The sequence below is a fragment of the Perlucidibaca sp. genome, assembly GCF_057084925.1.
Map to the genome: position 1 here is coordinate 35,009 of NZ_JBXMRC010000013.1, position 23,568 is coordinate 58,576.

16 protein-coding genes, 1 tRNA gene and 1 pseudogene are annotated in these 23,568 nt (G+C 56.9%); 9 read left to right on the forward strand and 9 right to left on the reverse strand.

Annotated elements, in window-relative coordinates; all coding sequences use genetic code 11:
* The 3 genes from fadB to AC14IB_RS04250 all read right to left on the reverse strand — a co-directional run bounded on the left by fadB (window position 1) and on the right by AC14IB_RS04250 (window position 5,255).
* Window positions 1–2,151 (reverse strand): fatty acid oxidation complex subunit alpha FadB, encoded by a 2,151-nt coding sequence (gene fadB, locus AC14IB_RS04240; RefSeq protein WP_484230708.1) that lies wholly within the window; start codon window positions 2,149–2,151, stop codon window positions 1–3.
* 171 nt (window positions 2,152–2,322) lie between these two features.
* Window positions 2,323–4,788: an AAA family ATPase gene (locus AC14IB_RS04245; protein ID WP_484230709.1), complete on the reverse strand. Its 2,466-nt coding sequence runs from the start codon at window positions 4,786–4,788 to the stop codon at window positions 2,323–2,325.
* Between the two features lie 59 nt (window positions 4,789–4,847).
* A complete protein-coding gene (locus AC14IB_RS04250) occupies window positions 4,848–5,255 on the reverse strand; it encodes a PaaI family thioesterase (RefSeq protein ID WP_484230710.1) in 408 nt (135 codons plus the stop codon).
* A gap of 144 nt (window positions 5,256–5,399) precedes the next feature.
* Between AC14IB_RS04250 and AC14IB_RS04255 the strand changes: the two genes are divergently transcribed.
* Both AC14IB_RS04255 and AC14IB_RS04260 read left to right on the forward strand, forming a co-directional pair.
* The gene (locus AC14IB_RS04255) at window positions 5,400–7,163 is read left to right on the forward strand and encodes a proline--tRNA ligase (RefSeq protein WP_484230711.1); all 1,764 of its coding nucleotides are present in this window, start codon (window positions 5,400–5,402) and stop codon (window positions 7,161–7,163) included.
* A gap of 69 nt (window positions 7,164–7,232) precedes the next feature.
* Window positions 7,233–8,240, forward strand: a complete 1,008-nt coding sequence (locus AC14IB_RS04260) for an alpha/beta hydrolase family protein (protein ID WP_484230712.1) — start codon at window positions 7,233–7,235, stop codon at window positions 8,238–8,240.
* Window positions 8,241–8,272: 32 nt separating this feature from the next.
* On the opposite strand, the gene AC14IB_RS04265 is transcribed toward AC14IB_RS04260, so the two are convergent.
* Window positions 8,273–9,271 (reverse strand): AraC family transcriptional regulator, encoded by a 999-nt coding sequence (locus AC14IB_RS04265; protein ID WP_484230713.1) that lies wholly within the window; start codon window positions 9,269–9,271, stop codon window positions 8,273–8,275.
* 164 nt (window positions 9,272–9,435) lie between these two features.
* On the opposite strand from AC14IB_RS04265, the gene AC14IB_RS04270 reads away from it, so the two are divergent.
* The 3 genes from AC14IB_RS04270 to AC14IB_RS04280 all read left to right on the forward strand — a co-directional run bounded on the left by AC14IB_RS04270 (window position 9,436) and on the right by AC14IB_RS04280 (window position 12,491).
* Entirely contained in the window at window positions 9,436–10,329 is an 894-nt protein-coding gene (locus AC14IB_RS04270; protein WP_484230714.1) for a MaoC/PaaZ C-terminal domain-containing protein, read from the forward strand.
* A gap of 5 nt (window positions 10,330–10,334) precedes the next feature.
* Window positions 10,335–11,651 carry a thiolase family protein gene (locus AC14IB_RS04275; RefSeq protein ID WP_484230715.1) on the forward strand — a complete coding sequence of 439 codons (1,317 nt, stop codon included), beginning with the start codon at window positions 10,335–10,337 and terminating at the stop codon, window positions 11,649–11,651.
* 414 nt (window positions 11,652–12,065) lie between these two features.
* On the forward strand, window positions 12,066–12,491 hold the full coding sequence (locus AC14IB_RS04280) for a thiol-disulfide oxidoreductase DCC family protein (RefSeq protein ID WP_484230716.1): 426 nt from the start codon (window positions 12,066–12,068) through the stop codon (window positions 12,489–12,491).
* Window positions 12,492–12,531: 40 nt separating this feature from the next.
* Here the strand turns inward: AC14IB_RS04280 and AC14IB_RS04285 are convergent.
* Window positions 12,532–13,770 (reverse strand): annotated as a pseudogene (locus tag AC14IB_RS04285) (ribonuclease J); the annotation flags it as partial.
* An 89-nt stretch (window positions 13,771–13,859) separates the two neighbouring features.
* Between AC14IB_RS04285 and AC14IB_RS04290 the strand changes: the two are divergent.
* Both AC14IB_RS04290 and AC14IB_RS04295 read left to right on the forward strand, forming a co-directional pair.
* A tRNA-Val gene (locus AC14IB_RS04290) sits at window positions 13,860–13,934 on the forward strand.
* Window positions 13,935–14,282: 348 nt separating this feature from the next.
* Window positions 14,283–15,986, forward strand: a complete 1,704-nt coding sequence (locus tag AC14IB_RS04295) for a choice-of-anchor I family protein (RefSeq protein ID WP_484230717.1) — start codon at window positions 14,283–14,285, stop codon at window positions 15,984–15,986.
* 128 nt (window positions 15,987–16,114) lie between these two features.
* Here AC14IB_RS04295 and AC14IB_RS04300 read toward each other — a convergent pair whose 3' ends face one another.
* The 3 genes from AC14IB_RS04300 to AC14IB_RS04310 form a co-directional block, all read right to left on the reverse strand.
* Window positions 16,115–16,738 (reverse strand): class I SAM-dependent methyltransferase, encoded by a 624-nt coding sequence (locus tag AC14IB_RS04300; RefSeq protein WP_484230718.1) that lies wholly within the window; start codon window positions 16,736–16,738, stop codon window positions 16,115–16,117.
* An 82-nt stretch (window positions 16,739–16,820) separates the two neighbouring features.
* Window positions 16,821–17,522, reverse strand: coding sequence for a cupin domain-containing protein (locus AC14IB_RS04305; RefSeq protein WP_484230719.1), 702 nt, complete (start codon window positions 17,520–17,522; stop codon window positions 16,821–16,823).
* 5 nt (window positions 17,523–17,527) lie between these two features.
* Entirely contained in the window at window positions 17,528–17,809 is a 282-nt protein-coding gene (locus AC14IB_RS04310) for an HNH endonuclease signature motif containing protein (RefSeq protein ID WP_484230796.1), read from the reverse strand.
* Between the two features lie 144 nt (window positions 17,810–17,953).
* Between AC14IB_RS04310 and AC14IB_RS04315 the strand changes: the two genes are divergently transcribed.
* Together AC14IB_RS04315 and AC14IB_RS04320 are read left to right on the forward strand one after the other, a co-directional pair.
* Entirely contained in the window at window positions 17,954–19,591 is a 1,638-nt protein-coding gene (locus AC14IB_RS04315; protein ID WP_484230720.1) for a VRR-NUC domain-containing protein, read from the forward strand.
* Window positions 19,588–21,855 carry an ATP-dependent DNA helicase gene (locus AC14IB_RS04320; protein ID WP_484230721.1) on the forward strand — a complete coding sequence of 756 codons (2,268 nt, stop codon included), beginning with the start codon at window positions 19,588–19,590 and terminating at the stop codon, window positions 21,853–21,855. Before AC14IB_RS04315 ends, AC14IB_RS04320 begins: the two co-directional genes overlap by 4 nt.
* A 34-nt stretch (window positions 21,856–21,889) precedes the next feature.
* Here AC14IB_RS04320 and AC14IB_RS04325 read toward each other — a convergent pair whose 3' ends face one another.
* Entirely contained in the window at window positions 21,890–23,404 is a 1,515-nt protein-coding gene (locus tag AC14IB_RS04325) for an alpha/beta hydrolase family protein (protein ID WP_484230722.1), read from the reverse strand.
* Between the last annotated feature and the right edge of the window lie 164 nt (window positions 23,405–23,568).

Genomic DNA, 23,568 nt, shown 5'->3' on the forward strand with positions numbered 1-23,568 from the left:
TCAGCCGAAAAATTTCTGGTTGTTGGCGGCCATGGTCTTGATCAGAGCCGGTGCCTCGTAGGCCTTGCCGAGGTGCGCGTACTTCTCGCACAGCGCTAGGTAGTTTTGAATACCCATCTGATCCACATAACGGCAAGCGCCGCCACGGAACGGTGGGAAACCGATGCCCATAATCAAAGCCATGTCGGCTTCAGCAGCCGAGGCAACGATCTTCTCTTCCAAACAACGGGCAATTTCATTAACCAGTGGCAGCATCAAGCGAGCGATAATCTCGTCAGCCTCAAATTCCTTGCGCGCGGCAACCACCGGAGCGATCAGCTCATAGGTTGTTGGATCAACCACTTTCTTCGGCTTGCCCTTCTTGTCCTGTTCGTAGACATAGAAACCCTTGCCGTTTTTCTGGCCGTAGCGGGTGTTGTCGAACATGATTTCAGTAGCGGACTTGTAGTCCGGCTTCATGCGGTCTGGGAAGCCTTCAGCCATAACGTGCGCAGCGTGAACGCCGGTGTCGATACCAACCACGTCGAGCAGGTAAGCCGGGCCCATGGGCCAGCCAAACTTTTCCATGACCTTGTCGATAGCCTGGAAGTCAGCACCATCACGCACCAGCAGGTCGAAGCCGCCGAAGTACGGGAACAGCACGCGGTTGACCAAGAAGCCAGGGCAATCGTTAACCACAATCGGGGTTTTACCCATTTGCTGCGCCAGTTTAACGGTGGCGGCCACGGCTTCATCAGACGACTGCTCGCCACGGATAACTTCCACCAGCGGCATCATGTGTACCGGGTTGAAGAAGTGCATGCCGACAAAATTCTGCGGGCGCTTCAGCGACTTGGCGAGATGCGTGATAGAAATGGTCGAGGTGTTGGAGGCGAGGATGCAGTCGTCGGCAACCAGGCCTTCCACTTCCGACAGCACAGCGCCCTTGACCTTGGCATTCTCAACCACGGCTTCGATAACGATATCGACCGTCTTGAAGTCGCCGTAGTTCAGCGTCGGACGGATGCTGGACAGCACCTGACCCATTTTGTCAGCGGTCAGACGGCCTTTTGCCACCTGGCCGGAGAGCAGCTTGGAGGCTTCACCCATCCCCAGATCCAGCGCTTCGGAGCGGATGTCCTTCATGATGATCGGCGTGCCTTTGCTGGCCGACTGGTAGGCGATACCGCCACCCATGATGCCGGCGCCGAGCACGGCAGCCTGCTTGACTTCCTTGGCCGACTTGGCGGAATGCTTTTTGGCAGCTTTTTTCACGGCCTGGTCAGCCATGAACAGACCGATCAGCGCGTTGGCCTGCGGGGTTACGGCGGCCTTGGCGAAACCAGCGGCTTCGGCCTGCATGGCATCGTCGCGGGTCATGGTGGCATGCTTTTGCATGGTCTTCACCGCCAGCACCGGCGCTGGGTAGTTGCTGCCGGCCTTGCCAGCAACAACAGCCATCGAGGTGTTGAAGGCCATCATCTGTTCCATCATGTTCAGCTTCACTGGCGCCAGCTTCTCGGCCTTCTTGGCTTTCCAGTCCAGCTTGCCGGCAATGGCCTGCTGCAACAGGTTGATGGCGGCATCACGCAGCAGCTCAGGAGCGACCACGGCATCGACTGCGCCTTCCTTGAGTGCGACATCCGGGCGCTTCTCGCTGCCACCGGCAATCCACTCCACGGCGTTGTCGATACCGATGACACGGCTCAAACGAACCGTGCCGCCGAAGCCTGGGAACAGGCCTAGCTTGACTTCCGGCAGACCGACTTTAGCGGCAGTGGACATCACGCGGTAGTCGCAGGATAGGCACATTTCAAAACCGCCACCGAGCGCGATGCCATTGATGGCAACCACAGACGGTACGGTCAGGTCTTCAAACGCGCTGAATACGGAAGCGGCCTTGGCCGTCCACTCCACGACGCCGGCTTCGCCATTGGCGAACAGCGAGCCGAATTCGGTGATGTCGGCGCCGACGATAAATACGCCTTTGCCAGACGTGACGACCACGCCCTTGATGCTGCTGTCAGCCTTAATCGCTTGCGTGGCGGCAGCAAGTTCGTTCACCGTGACGGCGTTGAACTTGTTGACGGACTCGCCAGCGAGATCGAATTTGAGTTCCGCGATGCCATTGTCCAGCGCTTGCACGCTGATGGCCGATCCCGAATAAATCATGCAGTGATCTCCGTTTTTTTCGAAAGAGTTCGAATGAATGCACACGCCGCTGCGGTCAATCGACCAAACAGCACGAAAGCGGGTTGGCCGAGTGTACGCATCTCCGGCTTTTTTGGCAGGGGTTTTGCGAAGGCGGCGCGTCATTTGCGCCGCCTTTTTGTGACTAGCGAGTCAAATTATCGGGTTAACTGGCGCTTTTCCAGGCTCAGAAGCTGCTGCAGAAACAGCTGCTGCAGGCTTTTCGTCCTCGTCATCATCGTCCTTTTCAGCGTCATGCCAGACCGCAAAGCGCTCCGCCACAGCGGCGAAGACCGAACCTTCCGGATAATTCCCTTCACTATCCATTACACCCGCTGTTTTGCCCAGTAGAAGCTCAATAGCCTCTTCTACCCGGCTGATGGCATAAATTCGGAACTGACCGGCTTTAATGGCCGCCAGCACATCTTCACGCAACATCAGGTGGCGAATGTTCTGTACCGGAATAATGACCGCTTGATCGCCCGTTAGGCCTTTCAATTGGCAAGCCGCAAAAAAGCCTTCAATTTTCTCGTTAACGCCACCAATGGGCTGAACTTCGCCAAATTGGTTAACCGATCCGGTAATGCCGAACTGCTGTTTCACTGGCAATTTACCGATGGCCGAGAGCAGGCCGCAGAGCTCGCCCAGCGAAGCACTGTCGCCATCCACACCGGAGTAAGATTGCTCGAAGGCAATATTGGCGGCGAAACGCAAGGGATGTTCCGCACCGAAACGCGCTTTCAAATAGCTGGTGAGAATGAGCACGCCCTTGGAGTGAATTGCGCCACCGAGCTCTACGTCGCGCTCAATATCAATGATCTCGCCATTGCCATAATGCGCGGTGACGGAGATGCGCGAGGGCAAGCCAAAGCTGGCATCGCCATAGCTCACCACCGTCAGGCCGTTAACCTGACCAATGACTTCACCCGAACAGGTAAAGAGCTGATTGCCCTTCCCGATATCCTCTAAGTACAGGCGACGGATGCGATCGTGACGACGCTCACGTCCCTGCAAGGCCTGCGCAATATGGCCGCTGGCAATAAACTCCGCCTGCTCTTGCTCTGCCCAATAATTCGACTCGCGCAATAAATCCGCGACGCCTCGTGCATGCAAGGAAAGCAGATCCTGATCATCGGCCGCACGTGCACTTTCCTCGATCAGGCGAGCGACGCCACTGCGATCCAGCGCACGTAGACCTTCACGATTGGCCACATCACCGAGAAAGTGTGCGTAGATCAGCTCATTTTCTGGATTACGGGGCATGTCCGACTCGAAATCGGCACGCATCTTGAACACGGTTTCCAGCTCAGGATCGAACTCTTGCAGCAGATAAAACGTTTCGCGATCGCCCAGCAAAATCAGCTTCAAATGCAGCGGAATGGCGTCGGGCTCTAGTGACACCGTGCCCGTTAAGGTCAACATTTGCTCTAGCGAAGACAGTTTCAACGATTTTGCCCGCAAGGCGCGCTTCAAGCTCTGCCACGCATAGGGATGCTCTAGCACCTGCTCGGCCTCGATTAACAAAAAGCCGCCATTGGCACGATGCAGCGCGCCCGGACGAATCAGCGTGAAATCGGTGGCCACGGTGCCCATATAGGTCACCTGCTCAACATGCCCGAGCAAGTTGTAGTGTGTAGGCAGATCTTCAAAAATGACCGGTGCGCCCTGCTTGGGATCGCGAGAAATTAGGGCATTGACCTGATAGCGAACCGGCGGTAACTGCTCGCCAACCTGACCCACAGAGACGGTGGCATCTTGGTTGTCGCCGGCATTAAGCACCAGCTCAAGGTGATCGAGTAAATCACTGCGATAGGCTTTTAAATAGCGCACTAAACTGACGTGCGGGGCGTATTTTTCCAGCAATTTCGCCATCAACGGATCGATCACCGCCAGCGCGACTTCTTCATTCAGTTTGTCGACCTGGTCGCGATTGCGATCCTCAATTTGATCGAGCTTTCGGGCAACCTTGCGCAGGCGATTTTCCATATCGACCATGGCCGCCTTAGCTTTTTCTTGCTGCTGCGCAGGCAATTTATTAAAGGCTTCGACGCTCAGTACCTCACCGCCCTCAGACATGGGTGAGAAACCGTAGCCACCGGGAGTGCGCAGCACCAATTTGACGCCCTGCTTTTCACCAATGGCCGCCAATTGCGTGAGAGCATCTTGCTGGACTCGGCTGAGCTCGCCCTTAAGGCTCTCGCGTCTGTCCTGATAACGATCGCTTTCAAAGGCGCTAAGAATGCGGTCGGAGAGTTTGCGCCAGAGCTTGTGTACGTCTTGTTTGAACACCGCGCCAACGCCAGCGGGCAACTCAATAGCCTGTGGGTAGCGTGGATCCAGAAAATTATTGACGTAGATCCAATCAGACGGCGCGGGTCGTGCTTTTGCCACGGATTCTAGATAACGGCGAATCATGGTGCGCTTGCCCAATCCGTTATTGCCGATGGCAAACAAGTTATAGCCGTCGTGCGGCATGGCTACGGCCATCTCGACCGACTCGCGCGCGCGTTCCTGCCCCAAAAAGTCAGTCATGGGCTTGAGGCGGCGAGTATGCCGAAACGGCAGGTTTTTTAATGACGTGGCGCGGTAGAGCTGGTGATGAGCGAGAGGCTTTAACAAAGGATAAGTCTCCGGCAAATGCGTCCCTGAACTTCTGGACGCGAATGTCGAGAGTGTAGCTAAGCCGCGGGGATCGCGTAAGTGCCCGTCGCCTGTGCAACCGGCTCGGGGTCATCACCGGCATGAATTAACACATCAATCACTGCCGAGCGCTTGCCCAGACGCAAAAAGCGCGCGGTGGCGATGAGATCGGCATTGCGCGGCTTACGCAGAAAATTAATGTTTAGGTTTTGCGTTACAGCCAGACCTATGGGGCCAAGACTGGCCAGAATCAGCGCATACATGGCGGTATCAGCGAGCGTCATCATGGTCGGTCCCGAAATGCTGCCGCCTGCACGAAGACTGTCAGCACTGTAGGGCAGGCGCACACGAATCTCACCTTCAATGACCGTTTCCACTCGATAACCCGAGAGCTTGTACATAGGAATAGTGCTATCAATAAAATCATTCACTGCAGCCGCGGTCATTTTCATCGCTTAAGCCTAATTCAGTCATGGTTAAATCCATTTCGCCGCAACAGTGTAGCGACTACGCTCAGTCACTTATAGCCAGCATGACCATCGCTCCTTACAATGCGTGCCTTGCCAATACCAGCTCATTTGGAATCCACCATGCGCGCCAGTCGCTTTTTGCTTGCCACTCTTCGTGAAACCCCTGCCGATGCCGAAGTCATTTCGCATCAGCTCATGCTGCGCGCCGGCATGATTCGAAAGGTCGCCACCGGCCTCTACAACTGGCTGCCGCTGGGCAATCGCGTGCTGAAGAAGGTCGAGCGCATCATCCGCGAAGAGATGGACCGAGCCGGTGCACTGGAAGTGTTGATGCCAGTGACGCAACCGGCCGAGCTCTGGGAAGAATCCGGCCGCTATGTTCAATACGGCCCTGAATTACTGCGCTTCAAGGACCGTCACGACCGTGCCTTTGTGCTCGGCCCGACACACGAAGAAGTCATCACCGATCTGGCGCGTCAGGAATTGCAAAGCTACAAGCAGCTGCCAGTAAATTTCTACCAGGTGCAAACCAAGTTCCGCGACGAGATCCGCCCGCGCTTCGGTGTCATGCGCTCGCGCGAATTCATCATGAAGGACGCTTATTCCTTCCACACCGATCAGGCCTCGCTCCAGCAGACCTACGATGTCATGTATGACGCCTACTGCCGCATCTTCACCCGCCTCGGCCTGGATTTCCGCCCGGTGCAGGCCGACACCGGCTCCATCGGTGGCGATGGCTCGCATGAATTCCATGTGCTGGCCTCCAGCGGCGAAGACGACATCGCTTTCTCCGACGCTTCCGACTTTGCCGCCAACATCGAGATGGCCGAAGCGCTGGCCCCGAGCACGCCACGCGCCGCTGCCACCCAAGCCATGACGCAAGTCGCCACGCCAACGCAGACAGCCTGTGCCGATGTCGCCGCCCTGCTGGGTGTGCCGGTCACGCAGACCGTCAAGGCCATCGCCGTGGTCGCCCCCATTCCTGTGGATGCCGCCACGCTGAAAGCCAACCCCAAGGCCGAGCCGGGCCAGCGTTTCTTCCTGCTGCTCGTGCGCGGCGATCACGACCTGAACGAGATCAAGGCAGGCAAGCTCGCCGGCCTCAAGGACTTCCGCCTCGCCAGCGAAGCTGAAATCGTGGCCGCCCTGGGCTGCGTGCCCGGCTTTATTGGTCCGGTTAATGTGTCTGCCGATGTCACTGTGATTGCCGACCGCACCGTCGCCGTCATGAGCGATTTCGTCTGCGGTGCGAACCAAGCCGGCTCCCACCTCAGCGGCGTCAACTTTGGTCGCGACCTGCCAGAGCCCGCTCTGGTTGCGGACATCCGTAATGTCGTGGAAGGCGATGCGTCTCCCTGCGGTCAGGGCACGCTGGTCATTAAACGCGGCATCGAAGTGGGCCATATCTTCCAGCTCGGCCAGAAATACTCGCAGGCATTGAATTGCAAAGTGCTGGGCGAAGACGGCAAGCCGCTGGTGGTGACCATGGGCTGCTACGGCATTGGCGTGACTCGCGTGGTGGCCTCGGCCATCGAGCAGAATCACGACGAGCGCGGCATCATCTGGCCGGATGCCATCGCGCCGTTCCAGATCGCGCTGGTGGCGATGAACTACGCCAAATCCATCCGCATTCAGGAAGAGAGCAGCAAGCTCTACGATCAGCTCACCGCCGCCGGTTTTGAGGTCTTCTTCGACGACCGCAACGAGCGCCCGGGCGTGAAGTTCTCTGACGCCGAGCTGATTGGCATTCCGCATCGCCTGGTGGTTGGCGAAAAAGGCCTGGATGCCGGCACGCTGGAGTACAAGGGCCGCCGCGATGCAGAGTCCACGGATGTCGCTATCAGTGACTTGCTGACCTTCCTCGGAGAGCGGATTCAACGCTAAGCGCTTTAGTCACACCGTTAGACCTGTGGTAGATTCCAGTTACATAAAAATAACAAACTGGAATCTGCCATGTTGCTTCGTACCTTTGCCGTCACTGCCCTCGCCGGTTGTTTAAGCGCTTGCCCCGGTGGCAGCGACAACAATCCCAGCGGCGTTCAATTGCAGCCCACTGCACGCAGCACGGATGGCGAAACGGTCATGGCCACCATGGCCTTTGTGCCAGACTCAAATCCAACCAAACTGGTTGTGTTCTGTCATGGTTATGGCCAAACGGTTGAAGGCGCCTGGCTCGAGCACATGCGTCGCACAGCCAGCCCGGACATCGCAGTGGTTTCCACTAACTATCGCGACAACTTTGGCTTCCCCTCGCTACGTGGCGCCGAGGACACCATCATTGCCACGCGCAATGCCCTGAAACGTTTTCCATCGGTCAAAACTGTCTACGCCCTGGGCGTTAGTCTCGGCGGCAATGTCTGCGGCAATGCCATCACCGAATCCGCCAAACAATCACCCGAGGGTAAAAGTCTGTATGACTATTGGGTAGATGTTGAAGGCTTGAGCAACCTGACCGAAAGCTGGATTGAGGGTAAGGCCGCCCTGCCCGCTGCGGCCGAAGGTATGGAGCGTGATGCAGGAGGCACACCGGCAGATAAAACAGAAGAATATGTCCGCCGCTCACCCGCCCTGAATGCCCTCACCATGAAGTCAGGCGGGCTGAAAGCCGTTGCCGTGATTCACGGTTTTAACGATGGCCTGGTGCCCTATAACCAGGGCCGTGAAATGGCCACGGCCTTGCTCGCGGCCGGTATTCCCACACAGTTCTTCAATGTCATTTTTGATGGCCCAGACCAAACCAGTGGCACCACGCTCACTGGTGGGCTGGCTCTGCTGACCGGCGGTGATGCGCCGGATGTGAACGACGAGCTCGGCCTCAACCTCACCGGCCACGGCTTCGAGGGAGACTATGGTCATCCCGTTATCCGCGCCGGCTTCGATCAGCTCCAGCTCATGCTCGACGGCAAGTTCCCGACCACGCCCTATGGCGAAAGCGTGATCAACCCCACGCCGCCGGGCTGAGCCTCGGCGGGACAGGGCGAGACCGAGCCGGCTCAACGCCCGCGCTGTTGAAGCCAGACTGAAGGCGACATGCCGAACCAGCGGTGAAAAGCGCGCCGGAATGCCGTGACATCCTGATACCCCAGCGCCAGCGCGACCGACTCCACGGTATGTCGTGGCGACATCAAGTGCGCGGCTGCCTGGCGAGACAGCTCGGCATCCAGCAACGCCTGATAGTGGCTGCCCTCAGCCTTCAGATGGCGCATCAGCGTACGCGCCGACAGGCCGTGATGATCGGCCATGCTGGCCAGACTCCAGAGCTGCCCCGGATGCTGCTGCAAAAGCCGAGTAATTCGCAGGCTCCAGCTACTCTGCTCGCGTTGGCTCTGTTCAAGCTGCTCACACTGACGCAAAGCTTGTTCATAGATAGCGCGGTCGTGGAAGGGGTTGGGCTGCGCCAGTAGCTGCATCGGTACCATAATCACGGTGTCTTCGGCTGCGAAGCTGTAGGGGCTATTGAAATAGCCGGCATATGCCTCGGCATGCGCCGGCGCCGGGTAGCCGAAACGGATCACGGCCTCACGCAAACGACGGCCGATCACCAGCTCGATGCCACGCTGCACCGTCACCGCCATGGCTTCCAAACAGAACAGCCCGACCTCGTCCATGGGCAGCTGCAGCTCCAGACGGATGGCCATATCTTCGCCGCTAAAAGCGCGGCTGATCTGAACGCCGGGAATGCGCAGGGCGTGATAGCGCTCCAGTGCGGCCCACGCATCCAGCAAGGTTTCCGAGGCCGACAGCAAGGCACCGAGCGGGCCATGCGCCGCAACCGGCATACGCGATGCCATGTCCAGCGCAAAGTCGGCGCGGCCAGCCAGCGCAATGGCATTCCGTAGAATGCGCACCTGCTCAGACTGGCTAATCATGTAATCAAGCACACCCAAGTCCGCGGGTGTCAGCGCCGTGCCGGCGAGCAAGCGCTCCTGCCCGGCAAGATCCAGGCGCAGGGCGCGCGCCAGCAGGCGAACATAGGTAGCGGGGTACTTCACAGGCATGGCTCCAAAAGCAACGACTCCGCAGGGCAAAACAGCATCGCACCATAGCGCAGGGTTCTGTCACTTTCTACATGCCAGATGTCGTCATTCACGCTTTCCGGTTACGACGCAGAGGCGGCAAGATGCCATCACGCCACTCATCTGTCTGGATCCCGGTCATGACCACGAGTACCACCACGCGCATTCCCACGACATTGCTGCGCCAGCAACTGCCAAACATCACCGCCATGCTTAAGGGCGCCGTGATGTCGTATCTGCCACTGGGCAATCGCCAGCGCGGCGAATGGCTGACTCAGCAGCGACCCGCGCCTACACCGGCCTTGCTGCAGGCTTACAGCCAATGGTCACGTGCCGATGCCACGCGCTATCCGACCAGCATTCCGCCACACCTCGCCAGCAGCCAGCTCGGTCTTGGCCTGATTGCGCGACTCACGGCGCAATCGCCCTACCCCATGCTCAGCGTGCTTAACCAGGGCGTGCGCCTGCGCATCAACCAGGCCTTGCCGCAAGGTGAGGCGCTGACACTGCGCGGCCGTCTTGTCGATGCCAGTGATGATGGCTTTCGGGCGCGCGTACACAGCCATGTCGAAATCGGTACTGTCAGCCAACCAAACGCCCTGGAAATTGACGCCTATGCGGCCGTAGTACTGCGCAAGCGCCCCGCTGGCATGGATGCAGAACGCGCCGAGCCTGACTTTGAAACCGTCGGACATTGGCAGGCCGGCGCTGACGAAGGCGTTAAGTTCTTTTTGCTCACCGGCGACTTCAACCCCATCCATACGCTGCCCGTGATGGCACGTCGCTCGCGTTTTGGCGGCTGCATCATGCATGGCTATGGGGCTTTCGCTCAGGTCTTCGAGGCTATTCAAAACAGCGGCCAAACCATTGCCGACATCGAGGTTCGCTTTATCAAACCACTGCCGTTGCCGAGTCCGCCACTGCTGATCCAAGTCGCTGCCACGGCGGATGCCGAGGGTCGTCATGCTCTGCGCCTGACCGATGTCACCGGCAATTTGTATCAGGTCGGCAGCTTTCTGCCGGCGGCATGGTGAACGCCATGAAAACAACGCTCACTGCTATTCCAGAACATCGCCTTCCGGTCATCCTCGCCGGTGCGCGCACGCCCTTCCTCGATAGCGCAGGCCTTTATGCCGAACTAATGAGCTACGAACTCGGCGCAAAGGCCCTGCGCGGCCTGCTTGATCGCGCCGGCGTCGATCCCGCGACCATCGAACTGGTCATCATGGGCACTGTGCTGCATGAGGTGGAGACCACCAATGTCGCTCGCGAAGCCATGCTTGCCGCCGGCATGCCCAGCCGCATCCCGGCCTATACCGTGGCCATGGCTGGCATTTCACCAAATGTTGGCGTGATGAATCTATGCGACCAGATTGCGCTGGGCCGGCTTGATCTGGGCATCGCTGCCGGCACCGAGAATTTCTCGGATGTGCCTGTTCGACTATCGCAGAATATTCGCCGCAGTCTGATGAAGCTGCGTCAGCGCAAAAACACTGGAGCTCGTCTGAAAGTATTAGGGGGCCTGCGACCTAGCGACCTCAGACTCGATATTCCAACCGGCAGCGACTACACCACCGGCATGACCATGGGTGTCGCCTGCGAAGCCATGGTGCAGAAGTTTGGCCTCACCCGCGCCGTCTGCGATGCCTATGCAGCGCGCAGCCACGCCGGAGCCATCGCCGCCACCGCCGCCGGTCACTACGCCGCACAGATCACGCCAGTTAGCATCGCCAGCGGCGAGATCGCCAACACCGACAACACGCCACGTGCCGATGCCACCGAGGCCCGTCTCGCCCTGCTGCCACCGGTGTTTGACCGCCAGCACGGCATCATCACCGCCGGCAATGCCTCGCGCTTCACCGACGGTGCTGCCGCCCTGCTGCTGGGCAGCCTCGGCCACGCCCGCGCGGAAGGCTTGAAACCACTGGCCGTGGTACGCGACTACCTCCTCACCGGCGTCGACAGCCTGGAAGAAGAGATGCTGCTGGGGCCTGCCATGTCCATCCCGCGCCTGCTGGCACGCAACGGCCTGCGCTTTGAAGACATTGATGTCTGGGAAATTCACGAGGCGTTTGCCGCGCAAGTGCTCATCAATCGCGCCTGCATGGCCGATGCCGCTTTCGTGCACGAACGCCTGGGTCGCGAGTGCCCGGTCGGCGAGATTCCGATGGACGCGCTCAACCCCTGGGGCGGCTCGCTGTCGCTGGGCAATCCGTTTGCCGCCACTGGCGGGCGCCTGTTCATGACCGCCTGCCAGCGCCTGCAGGCCAGCGGCCAGCGCTATGCGGTGATCTCGACCTGCGCCGGCGGCGGCTTGGGTGCCGCCATCCTGCTCGAACACCCGGACGCGCGCTAAGCGTCCGTGATCAACCATGCCACCGGCCGATCCAATCCGATCTAATTTCAATCTCTTACAAACTTGTTTGCCTCGTGAACATGCGTACCCAAAAGTCACTTTGAGCGATTAACTCAGGGAGGGGGAGATCACTCCCTTCACACGGGACACCACCCACGTATACTCGGGCCATTAAGACTCGGTAGGAATGGGCATGTTGGTTTTGTCATTAACGCGTGAAGGGCCCGTAAGAGGGCTGAGTTTGGGCTCGGACGAGGACCGAAGGCATTTTGGATCAACTCGATCGAGGCGTTTCTGCGCCCCTGACGTCGATGTGGTGCTCGCTTTCATTCCCATCCATCAGGTTGTAGAGCAGATCCTTCCACAACCCGCCGCGGTCTGGTGCATGGCCGATGGGGCACTTGAGTCTATCCCATGCAAGCACTGACCTTGTTTTACGACGGACTGTGTCCGCTCTGTCGTGCAGAAATTGTCTTTTTGGAGACGCGCAATCAAGCGGGCTTATTGCGCTTCGTTGATGTCTCGAATGGTCAATATTGTGCCTTGGATGGAGAACCCAGTTGCGCTGAAGCCCTGGCGAATATGCACGCTCAATTTGACGATGGCCGAGTCATTATGGGTGTCCCCGTCTTTATTGAAGCCTATCGACGGGCGGGCCTGCCAACCGTGGCATGGTTGATGTCACGTCCGGCTCTGGCTGGCTTTTGGCGCTTTAGTTACGCCTTCTTCGCCCGCCATCGTCACTCGATTTCACGGGTATTTGGCCCGCCACTGTGGCGTTTGGCGCAAGCTCATGCAGACCGGCAGGCACGCGTAAACGGATCTCCGCCCGAGCGCTGAGGTCTAACACGTCACCATTAATGGGGAGAGCAGTGCTGGCACCCATTTGCTCTGCTAGGGACGCGTGGGCCTGTTGATGACGCTGCTCACCATGTACGGGAATGACGATTGTCGGTTTTAGCCAGCAATACAGGGTTTCTAAATCATGTTGCGTGGGATGTCCGGACGCATGCAACTCAGGATAATCCTCGGCACTCAGCACCTGCACCCCCCGCGCCTGACACATGGCGATCACCGCACGAACAGAGGCTTCATTGCCCGGAATGGTGCGTGCTGACAGCAGCAAGGTGTCTCCTGCCTCAAACGACACCACGGGATGACGGTCTTGCGCCAAGCGATACAGCGCAGCGCCCGGCTCACCTTGGCTGCCCGTCACTAGCCACAGCTGTTCTTCTCGCGGGAGATAGCCCAGTTCCCAATCGCGCAGCAGTGGTAGGTTGCGATCCCAATAATCACAAAAACGACTGGTAGCCACATGACGGTCTAAACTGCGTCCCAATAAAGCCGCCCGGCGGCCCGCCCGTTGACCGGCGGTCACCAAACTCACCAAACGGGCCACGTTGCTGGCAAAGCAGGCGGCCACCAAGCGCCCTGAGGCTTGCGCAACCACGGGCCGCAACGCTTCAGCAACGGCCTGTTCCGAGCGACTGGCACCGCGCACCGTGGCGTTGGTGGAGTCCCCAATAACCACATCCAGACCCTCACGCCCGATTTGCTTCAACCGTGTTTCTGCCGTTAGCGCACCCACCACGGGGAAGGAATCTAGCTTCCAATCACCGGTGTGGTAAATACGCCGGCCGCCGAGCTCGATAAGCAGACCGTGCGAATCAGGGATGGAGTGTGTCACCGGAATCCATTCGACCCGAGCAGGTCCAATTTCAGTGGATGTGAGCGGATGAATTTGACGTAAATCGGGCCAGACCGGATGATCTGAAAACTTGTTTTGAATCAATCGCAGGGTATAGGGCGTGGCGTAAATCGGGCAATTGAGCGTGGTCCACAGATAGGGAATAGCGCCAATGTGGTCTTCATGTCCATGCGTGATCAGTAAGGCTTCCAAGCGAATGTCCAACTGCTCCAATGCCTGCAAGCTGGGCACCGAACGTGACATGGTGCCGTGGGTGGTGCCCATCGACAAACCACAGTCGATCGCAATCCAGCGGCCCCCGCTGCCCAAAAGGGTCATGTTTGCACCAAATTGACCACAGCCGCCCAGGGGCACCATAAAGGGGCCGCGTGCGACGTGCGCGAGGTGATATCGAGACAGAGAGGCGATCATAGGGGGCAGTTTGGCACAGCCATAGTTGAAAAAAACTGCCACAAGGCTTGTCTTTTTCTGCCTGATTTATATGATGCACACCGCTAGTCGGGCGATTAGCTCAGCGGGAGAGCACTACCTTCACACGGTAGGGGTCACTGGTTCGATCCCAGTATCGCCCACCATACAAAACCTGATACAAATCAAGGGTTTAGACTCTCTATACTGTCTAACGAACATGGTCGAATGATCGATCTAAGCCGTTGTTTTTGTTAAGTGTCACTGTTTTTATTAGACAGAAAAAGCCCTGCCAATGCGGGGCTTTATGCTTTTTAGGCTCGGTGAGCCGGTAATCCCCCCATTTTTATCAAGGACCTGTAGAACCTAGGCCAACATACCCAACTTCTGTTTTGGGGGGATTACCACTGATTGCAGTCCTAGCAAACGATGTCGTTAATCTGTCACCAAACTGACTTCAGGCTTTTACAAAGCGCTGCCAGATTCATCAGGATAACTTCAATAGGATATTCCCGATGCGTCTGCTTGCTCATGCTTGCCCTTCATTCACGGTTACCGCCCTCGCCTCCGTACTCGCGGCCGGAGCCCTAGTTGCCTGCAACCAGTCCAGCTCGTCATCGCCCAAGGAACTCACGCCGGTTTCCCTGAGCTTGGAAAAAATCGGCAACTTTGCCCACAAGGCCGCTGACCCGACCAAGCCCGGTGCCGCTGAAATCTCCGCTTTCGATCCTCTCAGCAAACGCCTGTTCGTGGTCAATGGCGCTCAGGGGACTGTTGATGTGCTGGACCTCACCAATCCGACAGCGCCAATGCTGCTGGCCACGCTGACGTCGATGGATCTGGGCTCGGGTCTGGGCGGTGCCAACAGTATCGCCGTGCATAACGGGGTAGTGGCGATTGCGGTGGAAGCAGCCGTAAAGCAAAACAACGGTAGCGTGATTTTCTACCGGGCTTCCGACCTGACGCGCCTCGCTACCGTGACCGTCGGTGCATTGCCCGACATGCTCACCTTCACGCCGGATGGCAAAAACGTGGTGGTGGCCAACGAGGGTGAGCCGAACAGCTACGGCCAGCCCACGTCCGTTGACCCGGTCGGCTCCATCAGCGTGATACGCGTCTCTGGCGTATCACCCACGGCATCCAGCCTCAGCCCAGCTGTCACCCAGATCACCTTCGATACCTACAACACGCAGAAAGATGCACTGCAAGCAGCCGGCGTGCGCCTGTTTGGTCCGGGCGCCAGCGTGGCCCAAGATTTAGAGCCGGAGTACGTGACCGTGTCGCCGGACAGCCGCACCGCGTTTGTCACGCTGCAGGAAAATAATGCCGTGGCCGAGGTGAATCTCGTCAACGGCACTATCACCCAGATTCGCTCGCTGGGCACAAAAAATCACAACGTCGCTGGTGCGGGCATGGACGTGAGCAACGAGGACGGCAGCCTGAACACCAACTCGGGCATGCCATCGGTGAAGATAGCGCCGGTGCCGATTAAGGGCCTATACATGCCGGATGCCATTGCGAGTTACAGTGTGAACGGCACGCGTTACCTGATCACCGCCAATGAGGGCGATGCACGCGAGTATGTCGGCATCAACGCCGGTGGCCGTGAAGACCCGCGTGTACGCGAGTGGTGCACGAACGGTCTGGACCCCATGGTGTTTACCGATGCCGTCAACCAGATTTTTGACTCCAACCTCGGCCGCCTGCGCGTCACGGCGTTCCCCAACGGCAACAATACCGGCAAAAATGCGATGGGCCAGTGCAGCGAGCTGTATTCGTTTGGCTCACGTTCGTTCTCGATCTGGAATGCCACCAGCATGACGCGCGTGTATGACTCGGGTGACCAGTTCGAGCAGCTCACCAAGGCATTGCCGAACGCAGCATTTAACACCAGTCACGACAACAACACGCTGGATGACCGCAGCCCGGCCAAAGGTCCTGAGCCCGAAAGCGTCACCATTGGCAGCTTCGGCGACAAGACCTATGCCTTCATCGGGCTGGAGCGCGTCGGTGGCGTGATGGTCTATGACGTGACCGATCCGGCAGCGGCAACCTACGTGACCTACTTGAATACGCGCACGGGCAACACGGGTGATCTCGGACCGGAAGGTCTGACCTTCGTGGCCGCCGACAAGTCGCCCAATGGCAAACCCCTGCTGGTGGTTGCCAACGAAATTAGTGGCACCACCGCCATCCTGCAGATCAATTTAGCCTACTGATGGAGCGGTTTGGCTATGGTTTGACTCCATTAAGTTGGTGCCGCTGCACTATCGATGATTCTCCCCGAGGTGCACGAAGCTGACACATTACAGGCAATGTTCGTAATGACCGGCGTGGTCATGACAATTTATGCATGTGACACCGCCACACCGGTGCTGATCCAAGTCATCGGTCTCGGGCCTTTCACATATTGCTGCTGCAGTTCGACCACACGAAATCCGGCTTGCGCCAGCAGCGCCGGAATATCGCGATTCAAATGACATCCCCCCGCCATCGGGCGCCATATCGGCGTCAGGCGATGCTGCCACTTCTGCACGGATGGCTCAGGTGCAAGACCATGCTCGCTGAACAGCAACTCACCACCGGGCTTTAACACCCGACGCATTTCATGCAGCGCTGCGAGTGGGTCTGGAATCGTGCACAGCGTGAATGTACAAACGATGCAGTCGAAGCTGGCATCATCGGCAGGGATGCGCTCGGCAGATAAAGGCACGAGCTCAAGACTCAAGGTTGTCGAAGCCAATCGGCTTTTGGCGATGGCATGCAGTGCCAATGAGGGATCCAGACCGCATAACGTATCGACTTTACTGGCATCGTAATGCGTCAGATTCAAACCGGTGCCTATACCAATTTCTAGCACTCGGCCATGGGCCTTCGGTACCACTTTGGCGCGCTGCCGGGTGATCGCTTTCATGCCGCAAGCAAAGTCGATGAGGTGAGGCAACAGGTGTTTCTCATACCAATTTGACACGGCTTACCTCACATCGGTTTTTTGTATTTTCATCTGAGTTCATAACAATTTGCGCTTGCACTTCGGCAACTTTAACACCTCATTAGCACTCAGAACTTGCGCCAACATGAGCGAGATGGCCCGACTTGATGTAACACGTTAAACCATCCGGCCCGGCATATAATGCTTCGTCTGAACCAACTGGCAAACGTAACCAAGCGCCTCGCGGATAAAGCTGCTCCTGCATTTTTGCGGCCCCTGCAAGCACTAAGATTTCTAAGCCTCCCTCACTTTCATACAAAACTCGCTCTGCTGACGGCAGGCGCTGAAGACTGACTCGCTCAGTTGTGCTTTCGAATAGCGAACATGACTCACGATTACCTATCGTCTGCCAAGACGAGGAACATCGTGTATCAACCCGCACATGGGCACGCTCCTTCGAAAGCATTTGCCCCAGCTTCACGAAAATCATTGTGCCTTCTGCGCTAAATGGCTGATGGCGAGAATCCGGCGGATTTCGCAGGTACCAGCCCTCTGGGTAATGCCCCGTTTCATCAGAAAAGGTACCGGTAAGCACAAAGATCTCTTCTCCGCCCGTATGCACATGACGGGGAAAATAAGACTCCGCTGCATAGCGGACGATACTCGTTGCACGCGCCACCTCACCACCTACCCGATCCAACATCACGCGCTCAACCCCGATTTGAGGGGAGCTCACCCAGTCATATTGGTCTGGGGTAACGATTGCAGGAATCGCGAAATCCGCATGAATTAACAGGACAATTCTCCTTGGCTGGAAAGGCATGATGGTTATCGCGCTTGTCGCTTCTTGGCACTGCTTCGGACGCGCTCATGAAAGCCAGGTGGACGCTTGCTGACCCAAAGAATGAATCGTTGCATATCTGGGTGCAACCTCAATTGCTCGGGTGTTGCATATTCACGGGCAAGCTCGACTTCAGTGAAGAGTGCATGTATTTGCCGATGACAAATGCGATGCAAATCGATCGTCTCTTTTCCGCCTAGCGAGCGCGGAATGAAATGATGAGCATCCACCTCATCGGGCGGGATCGGACGGTCGCATACGGGACACATGGGCTGTAACTTCTGAGGCGGCAGCGGCGCCAGCGCGCGTTTTAGGGACTTGATTCGGCCCACGCTATGAACTCCTCAGATCACTGCGCACATCACACCATCTGTCTTGGTGCATGCTGGCAATAAGGACAGTATGCTTACGCGATGCATCCAAATGACTCGCCGCTCTATTACTTAGCCAATTTCCAGTTCGTACTGGCATTTATTGCTGCTCGTTACGATGACCTATTGGAGTCGCCTGAGCGGGCATTCATCCAACAATTCCAAGCACTACCCCGTGATGCGCAAGCCCTACTCGTGAGGCTGATTATGCGGTCCCGTGATGTGTTTATTGAAAATGCATTGAACTATGTCGAAATTTCAGCACTCCGGCCTGCTCTACAAGCACTGCACACGGCGGGGTTTATTGAGCAAAACACGGAAATAGGTCTCGAAGACCTGTTTTGTCTTTGTAAGAAAGCTGACATTTTGAAGGCTTTCTCGGCAGCGGGCTTATCTGCCAAGCAAAGCAAAGCAGAGATGCAGGAGATGCTGAGCCATCAACATCCCGAATCAAAAACACTTGAAGACTGGCTAAAACTGGACGGGGTTTGTGCCGTAAGAGTCCTCGTGCGCCCCACCGTGGATACCTTTCGGCTACTGTTTTTTGGCAACCTCTATCAAGACTGGTCGGAATTTGTCATCACGGACTTGGGTCACTTGCGCTATGAGGCGATCGTCATCCCAGAGACCTCCAGAGGCTTTACGAGTCGCAAGGATCTGGACACCTGTCTGCAGCTTCATGAGTTGCGAATATGTCTTGAGGCTGGTGAGCCAGTACATGAGTTATTTCCGCGTCTTCCAAGCGACACGTCAACAGTCTCGCCCGCTGTGGCATCACGCGTCGCAAAATTTGTCTTTCAGTTAGGTCAGGCTGCAGAGCGCGGCAAGGATTGGCAGCTAGCCAAAACGATTTATCAAGCCTGCGGCTATAAAGGCTCACGCCATCGCCTGCTACGCGTTCATGAACAGCTATCGGATTGGCCAGCCGCCTTTGCGCTTGCGCAAGACATTCTGCTGGCACCCTCCGGTGAAGATGAACTTCAGGCTACGCGCAGAGCGTTGCCCAGGCTCGCACGCAAACTCAAACAGCCCGTACCGATAACGCCTGAATTGACCCAAGCAGCGACCGACTCGTTGCACCTGAACGAAGCGCCAACGGTCTGTGTTGAAGTGTCGGTTGCTGAAGCGATTTCCCGCGATAACCGGCAGGTGCACTATGTTGAAAACACGCTCTTCAGCAGTCTTTTCGGGTTAGTGTTTTGGGATGCTATTTTTGCTCCTTCACCCGGTGCATTTTTTCATCCCTTCCAATCAGGTCCTGCTGATCTCTTTCATCCAGACTTCGCCGCGCGGCGTGAAAGCGAGTTGGCTGCCGGTTTTGAAAGCCTTACCTCCAATGATCTGGCCGAGCGACTGATCACACGCTGGCAAAGCAAATTCGGTCTGCAAAATCCGTTTGTTTTTTGGCAGCAGCTCGATGAGGTGCTCATCAAGCATGCCGTCAGCTGTATTCCACGAGCATCACTTCGTGTCATTTTCACGCGCATGCTCGCCGACCTGAAAAATCATCGCTCAGGCTTCCCAGACCTCATCGCATTTGACACCTTAGAACAGCGTTACGAGCTGATCGAGGTCAAAGCACCCAATGACCGCGTGCAAGATAATCAGGCACGCTGGATGGACTACTTTTTGCGTCACGACATTCCCTGCCGAGTCGTTCATGTCAGCTGGCCGACATGAACGACTATCGAGTTAGCGTCAATTCGCTGGTGGCGTTCACCGCTCGCGCGGGCGACCTTGACCTGCGCTTTACGCCGGCACCGTCTGCGATCGAGGGCATTGCCGGTCATCAGATCATTCGCCAGCGTCGTCGCTCCAATTACGAAAGCGAGATCCGACTCAGCGGGCACTATCCTGGCTTGGCGGTATCCGGAAGAGCCGATGGCTACGATCCCGACAGCAATACCTTGGAAGAGATCAAGACATATCGATCGGACCTATCCCGAATCCCCGATAATCAGCGCGCCGTGCATTGGGCCCAAGCCAAAATCTATGGCTGGATGCTTTGCCAGTCTCGAGGACTGAGCACGCTCAATATCGCGGTGGTCTATTTCAATATTTTGAGTGGGGAAGAAACAGCAGAGCCAATGTGCTTTACGGCCAAGCAATTGCAACGCTTCTTCAATCAACACAGCGAGAAGTTCCTGAGCTGGGCCGAGCAGGAATCCGCCCATCGGGAACGGCGGAACACCTCGCTGAAAGCCATGCCCTTTCCCCATTTGACCTACCGAACGGGCCAACGGGAACTGGCTGAGAAAGTCTTTCTAGCGGCGCGCGACGAACAGGTCCTACTGGCTCAAGCAACAACCGGTATTGGTAAAACGCTGGGCACGATCTTCCCGCAGCTCAAGGCCATGGGTGAGCGCAATAACGACCGACTGTTCTTTCTCACTGCCAAGACGCCGGGCCGGCAGCTCGCACTGGATGCCATCGAGACGCTGCGTAAGGCCTGCTACGATCTTCAGCTGCGGGTGCTCGAGCATGTGGCGCGAGACAAAGCCTGCGTCTACCCGGACCGCGCCTGCCATGGCGAATCCTGTCCGCTCGCCGCTGGCTTCTATGATCGATTACCCGCCGCCCGCGCCGAAGCGGTGTCGCGACGCTGGCTATCGCATGAAGTCATTCGCGACATTGCCAGTCGCCACACCATTTGCCCTTACTACCTGAGTCAGGAACTGGCGAAATGGTCAGATGTGTTTGTGGGCGACTGCAATTACTACTTCGACATGAGCGCGTTGATGTATGCCTATACCGTCATCAACGAATGGCGGGTAACGGTACTGGTCGATGAAGCGCATAACCTCGTGGATCGCGCGCGGGGCATGTACACCGCCTCGCTAGGCTCACGCGCATTGGTCGAGGCGCGAGACGTCGCACCGCGTAGCCTGCGCAAAACCTTCGACCGATGTTGGGAGGTCTGGCACCGCAGTTACCGTGATCAAATTGAGCCCTATCGCATCCATGAGGTCATCCCAGAAGACCTGCTCAAGTCACTCCAGCGCTTAGTCAGCCAAATCACCGACCATCTCAGTGAAAAGCCTGCTGGTAACGATGGTTTATTGATGCGCTTCTACTTCGAGGCCATGCTTTTTATTCGTCTAGCGGAGACGCTGGGCGATCACTCGCTGTTTGATGTCACCGTCGATGACCCTACTGATCCAACGACGGAAACCACCCTGACGATTCGCAATATTCTGCCGGCCCCCTTTCTCGCCAATCGGTTTCGAGCGGCGATCAGTACCACGCTCTTCAGCGCCACGCTCAGCCCCGTGGACTATTTCAAAGACATGCTCGGGCTGCCCGAATCAGCTCAGTTTTTAGAAGTCGCAGCCCCCTTCAAAGCTGAACAATTACAGGTGAAGATCGATACCAAGATATCCACGCGTTACGATGATCGGCCGCGCAGCGTAACGCCGATCTGCCAGCGACTCGCCACGCAGTACACCGCACGACCTGGCAACTACTTGGCGTTCTTCAGCAGCTACGTCTATCTACAGCAGGTTCATGACGCATTCCAGAGAAATTACCCGAACATAGCAACCATTGCTCAGCGTAGCGGCATGTCCGAACAGGAGCGCGCCTCCTTCTTGAGCAACTTTACCGACACTTCGGCGCACATAGGCTTTTGCGTGCTTGGCGGTGCTTTCGGAGAAGGCATTGATCTACCCGGAAATCGCTTGGTGGGAGCCTTCATCACCACACTGGGCCTGCCTGCAAAAACACCGGTCAATGAAGAAATCATGCGCCGCATGCAAGTGCGCTTTGGTCGAGGCTATGACTACGCGTATTTCTATCCGGGCCTGCAGAAAGTCATCCAAGCGGCCGGTCGCGTCATTCGTACCGAGACGGATACCGGTGTTCTGATGCTGCTCGATGACCGCTATGCCCGGTCCGAAGCGATTCGGATGATGCCGGGCTGGTGGGAAATTTCAGGTATGGCGTGAGAAGGATTAGGCTTATTAATAAAGCCTAACCCCCTTAATTTGTTGAGACCAAGCAAGCTGCTCTGATGTCGTTGCAGGCTACCTTTTCTCCCGATCGGCGCTTAAAAGAAAATGCTGACCGATAGCGAAAACTCATCCGGTCACGACCAAACTCGCCATCTAACGCCGTGAGTTTTTCATCCGCCGTTGAAAAGCCAAGCTCACTTGGCTTTTTCAGCCAGCGATCAAACCAAGCAACTGTGTAGTAACGAGCAGTCGGCATACCCCAACCACCCTCGCAATGATCATTAACGACTTGCGCGCACCAGGATGTTGCCGGCAAACCAAGGATCAAACTCCAATCGAAGTGAGTCGAACCGCGCAGTGTTAGGTCATATACAGGCACACCGGCAGCAGACCAGGCGTCAAAGCCCAGCTTGAGACGCTGTTCAGGGTCTGGCGGTGTCAAGAATGGGGAGACAATCACGCCGTAATCCGAACCCTGGCTCATGGCGGGAACACGAATCCCGAAGTTGGGCAGGCCTCGCTCAATTGCCAAACGAAATAGCGGATCAGTGACGCCAATCGTGTTTAGCATGGAGCCCACACCACCGCCTTGAAAAGCACCGCCAATCAAACCACCCTCAGGGCGCAGCAAGCCATCCCAGGCCACAATCACATCAACGGGGTTAGTGTTATCCAATTGACCCGGCCAAGGATCTGCACCAGCAGCGCCATAGCCTTGAACCACTGACACCCCAATGGCGCCCAGCGAATGACCTGCCAGGCCCAGTCGATCCAAATCTAACGCGGCATACTCGGGATTGAAGGCCGTGATCTCAGTGCTATAGGTAATAGCGCATCGTTGATTGTTAGGTGCGACTCGGGTGGGTGAAGACCTAAAGAAGTCGATGGCATCAACCAGACCTAACCAAAAAACGCTGGGGTTTATATTGGTGCCCGTGCCGCCGGCTGGGGTCAAAAAGTCAGAGCGACCTTGTCCGCGCGGATCATAGGTCATGACTTGATAGCCAGCGCGGACGAGTGCTTGAGCAGCCCACCAGTAGGCAGGTTCATGCGCTTGAACAGATCCGTTATTGATAACAATTCCTGGCAGTTTGCCTTGAGCATTTCGGGGGCGCCAGATATTACCGGTGAGCCGAGCACAATCACGATCGAAAAATACGACTGGCGTAACCACGGCTTCAGTTTGATAAAACAGTTTGCCATCTGTACCTGGTGAATCTGGAAAGCGAAAAGGGTCACTCACAGCAGGTCCCGCGTAAGTCGAGGTCACTGAGGTGAGCGGCGTGTTCCCATTCAAAGACAACAAGCTTGTCGGCTGGCTAACGAGTTGTTGGATTGGGTCATCCAGACCGTTGAGCCCAAGCAAAAGCCAGCTGGGATCATTCAGGATGCGTTCGAAATAGCTTTGCAGATTGGTGCCGCTTTGCACGGATGCACGCTGCAAAAACGCAGGCTGGCTCAGTTGCTCAAGCGGGGCCTCCAATGTTTTCGCGCTATTCTCCAACTCACAGCGCGACCACTCCGCACTGGGAAAAGGGGCCAAATCACAGCGGTTATCAAACTCTACTGTCGGGCCTGCAGAAGTCGGAGATTCGTTTTTTTCCGCACTTGAGTCACCGCAGCTTGCAAGCATCATTGCTAACGAAATAAATGAAAGTACGAAGTATGGCTTGAAAAATGAGGACATAAATTTGAGTACAACAAAAT

Bases quoted from the DNA above. Each gene is read 5' to 3' on its own strand.
- AC14IB_RS04320 (WP_484230721.1), top strand. From the start codon at position 19,588: ATGAACGACTATCGAGTTAGCGTCAATTCGCTGGTGGCGTTCACCGCT.
- AC14IB_RS04270 (WP_484230714.1), top strand. From the start codon at position 9,436: ATGACCACGAGTACCACCACGCGCATTCCCACGACATTGCTGCGCCAG.
- AC14IB_RS04275 (WP_484230715.1), top strand. From the start codon at position 10,335: ATGAAAACAACGCTCACTGCTATTCCAGAACATCGCCTTCCGGTCATC.
- AC14IB_RS04250 (WP_484230710.1), bottom strand. From the start codon at position 5,255: ATGACCGCGGCTGCAGTGAATGATTTTATTGATAGCACTATTCCTATG.
- AC14IB_RS04255 (WP_484230711.1), top strand. From the start codon at position 5,400: ATGCGCGCCAGTCGCTTTTTGCTTGCCACTCTTCGTGAAACCCCTGCC.
- AC14IB_RS04315 (WP_484230720.1), top strand. From the start codon at position 17,954: ATGCATCCAAATGACTCGCCGCTCTATTACTTAGCCAATTTCCAGTTC.
- fadB (WP_484230708.1), bottom strand. From the start codon at position 2,151: ATGATTTATTCGGGATCGGCCATCAGCGTGCAAGCGCTGGACAATGGC.
- AC14IB_RS04280 (WP_484230716.1), top strand. From the start codon at position 12,066: ATGCAAGCACTGACCTTGTTTTACGACGGACTGTGTCCGCTCTGTCGT.
- AC14IB_RS04305 (WP_484230719.1), bottom strand. From the start codon at position 17,522: ATGCCTTTCCAGCCAAGGAGAATTGTCCTGTTAATTCATGCGGATTTC.
- AC14IB_RS04310 (WP_484230796.1), bottom strand. From the start codon at position 17,809: ATGTGTCCCGTATGCGACCGTCCGATCCCGCCCGATGAGGTGGATGCT.
- AC14IB_RS04260 (WP_484230712.1), top strand. From the start codon at position 7,233: ATGTTGCTTCGTACCTTTGCCGTCACTGCCCTCGCCGGTTGTTTAAGC.
- AC14IB_RS04295 (WP_484230717.1), top strand. From the start codon at position 14,283: ATGCGTCTGCTTGCTCATGCTTGCCCTTCATTCACGGTTACCGCCCTC.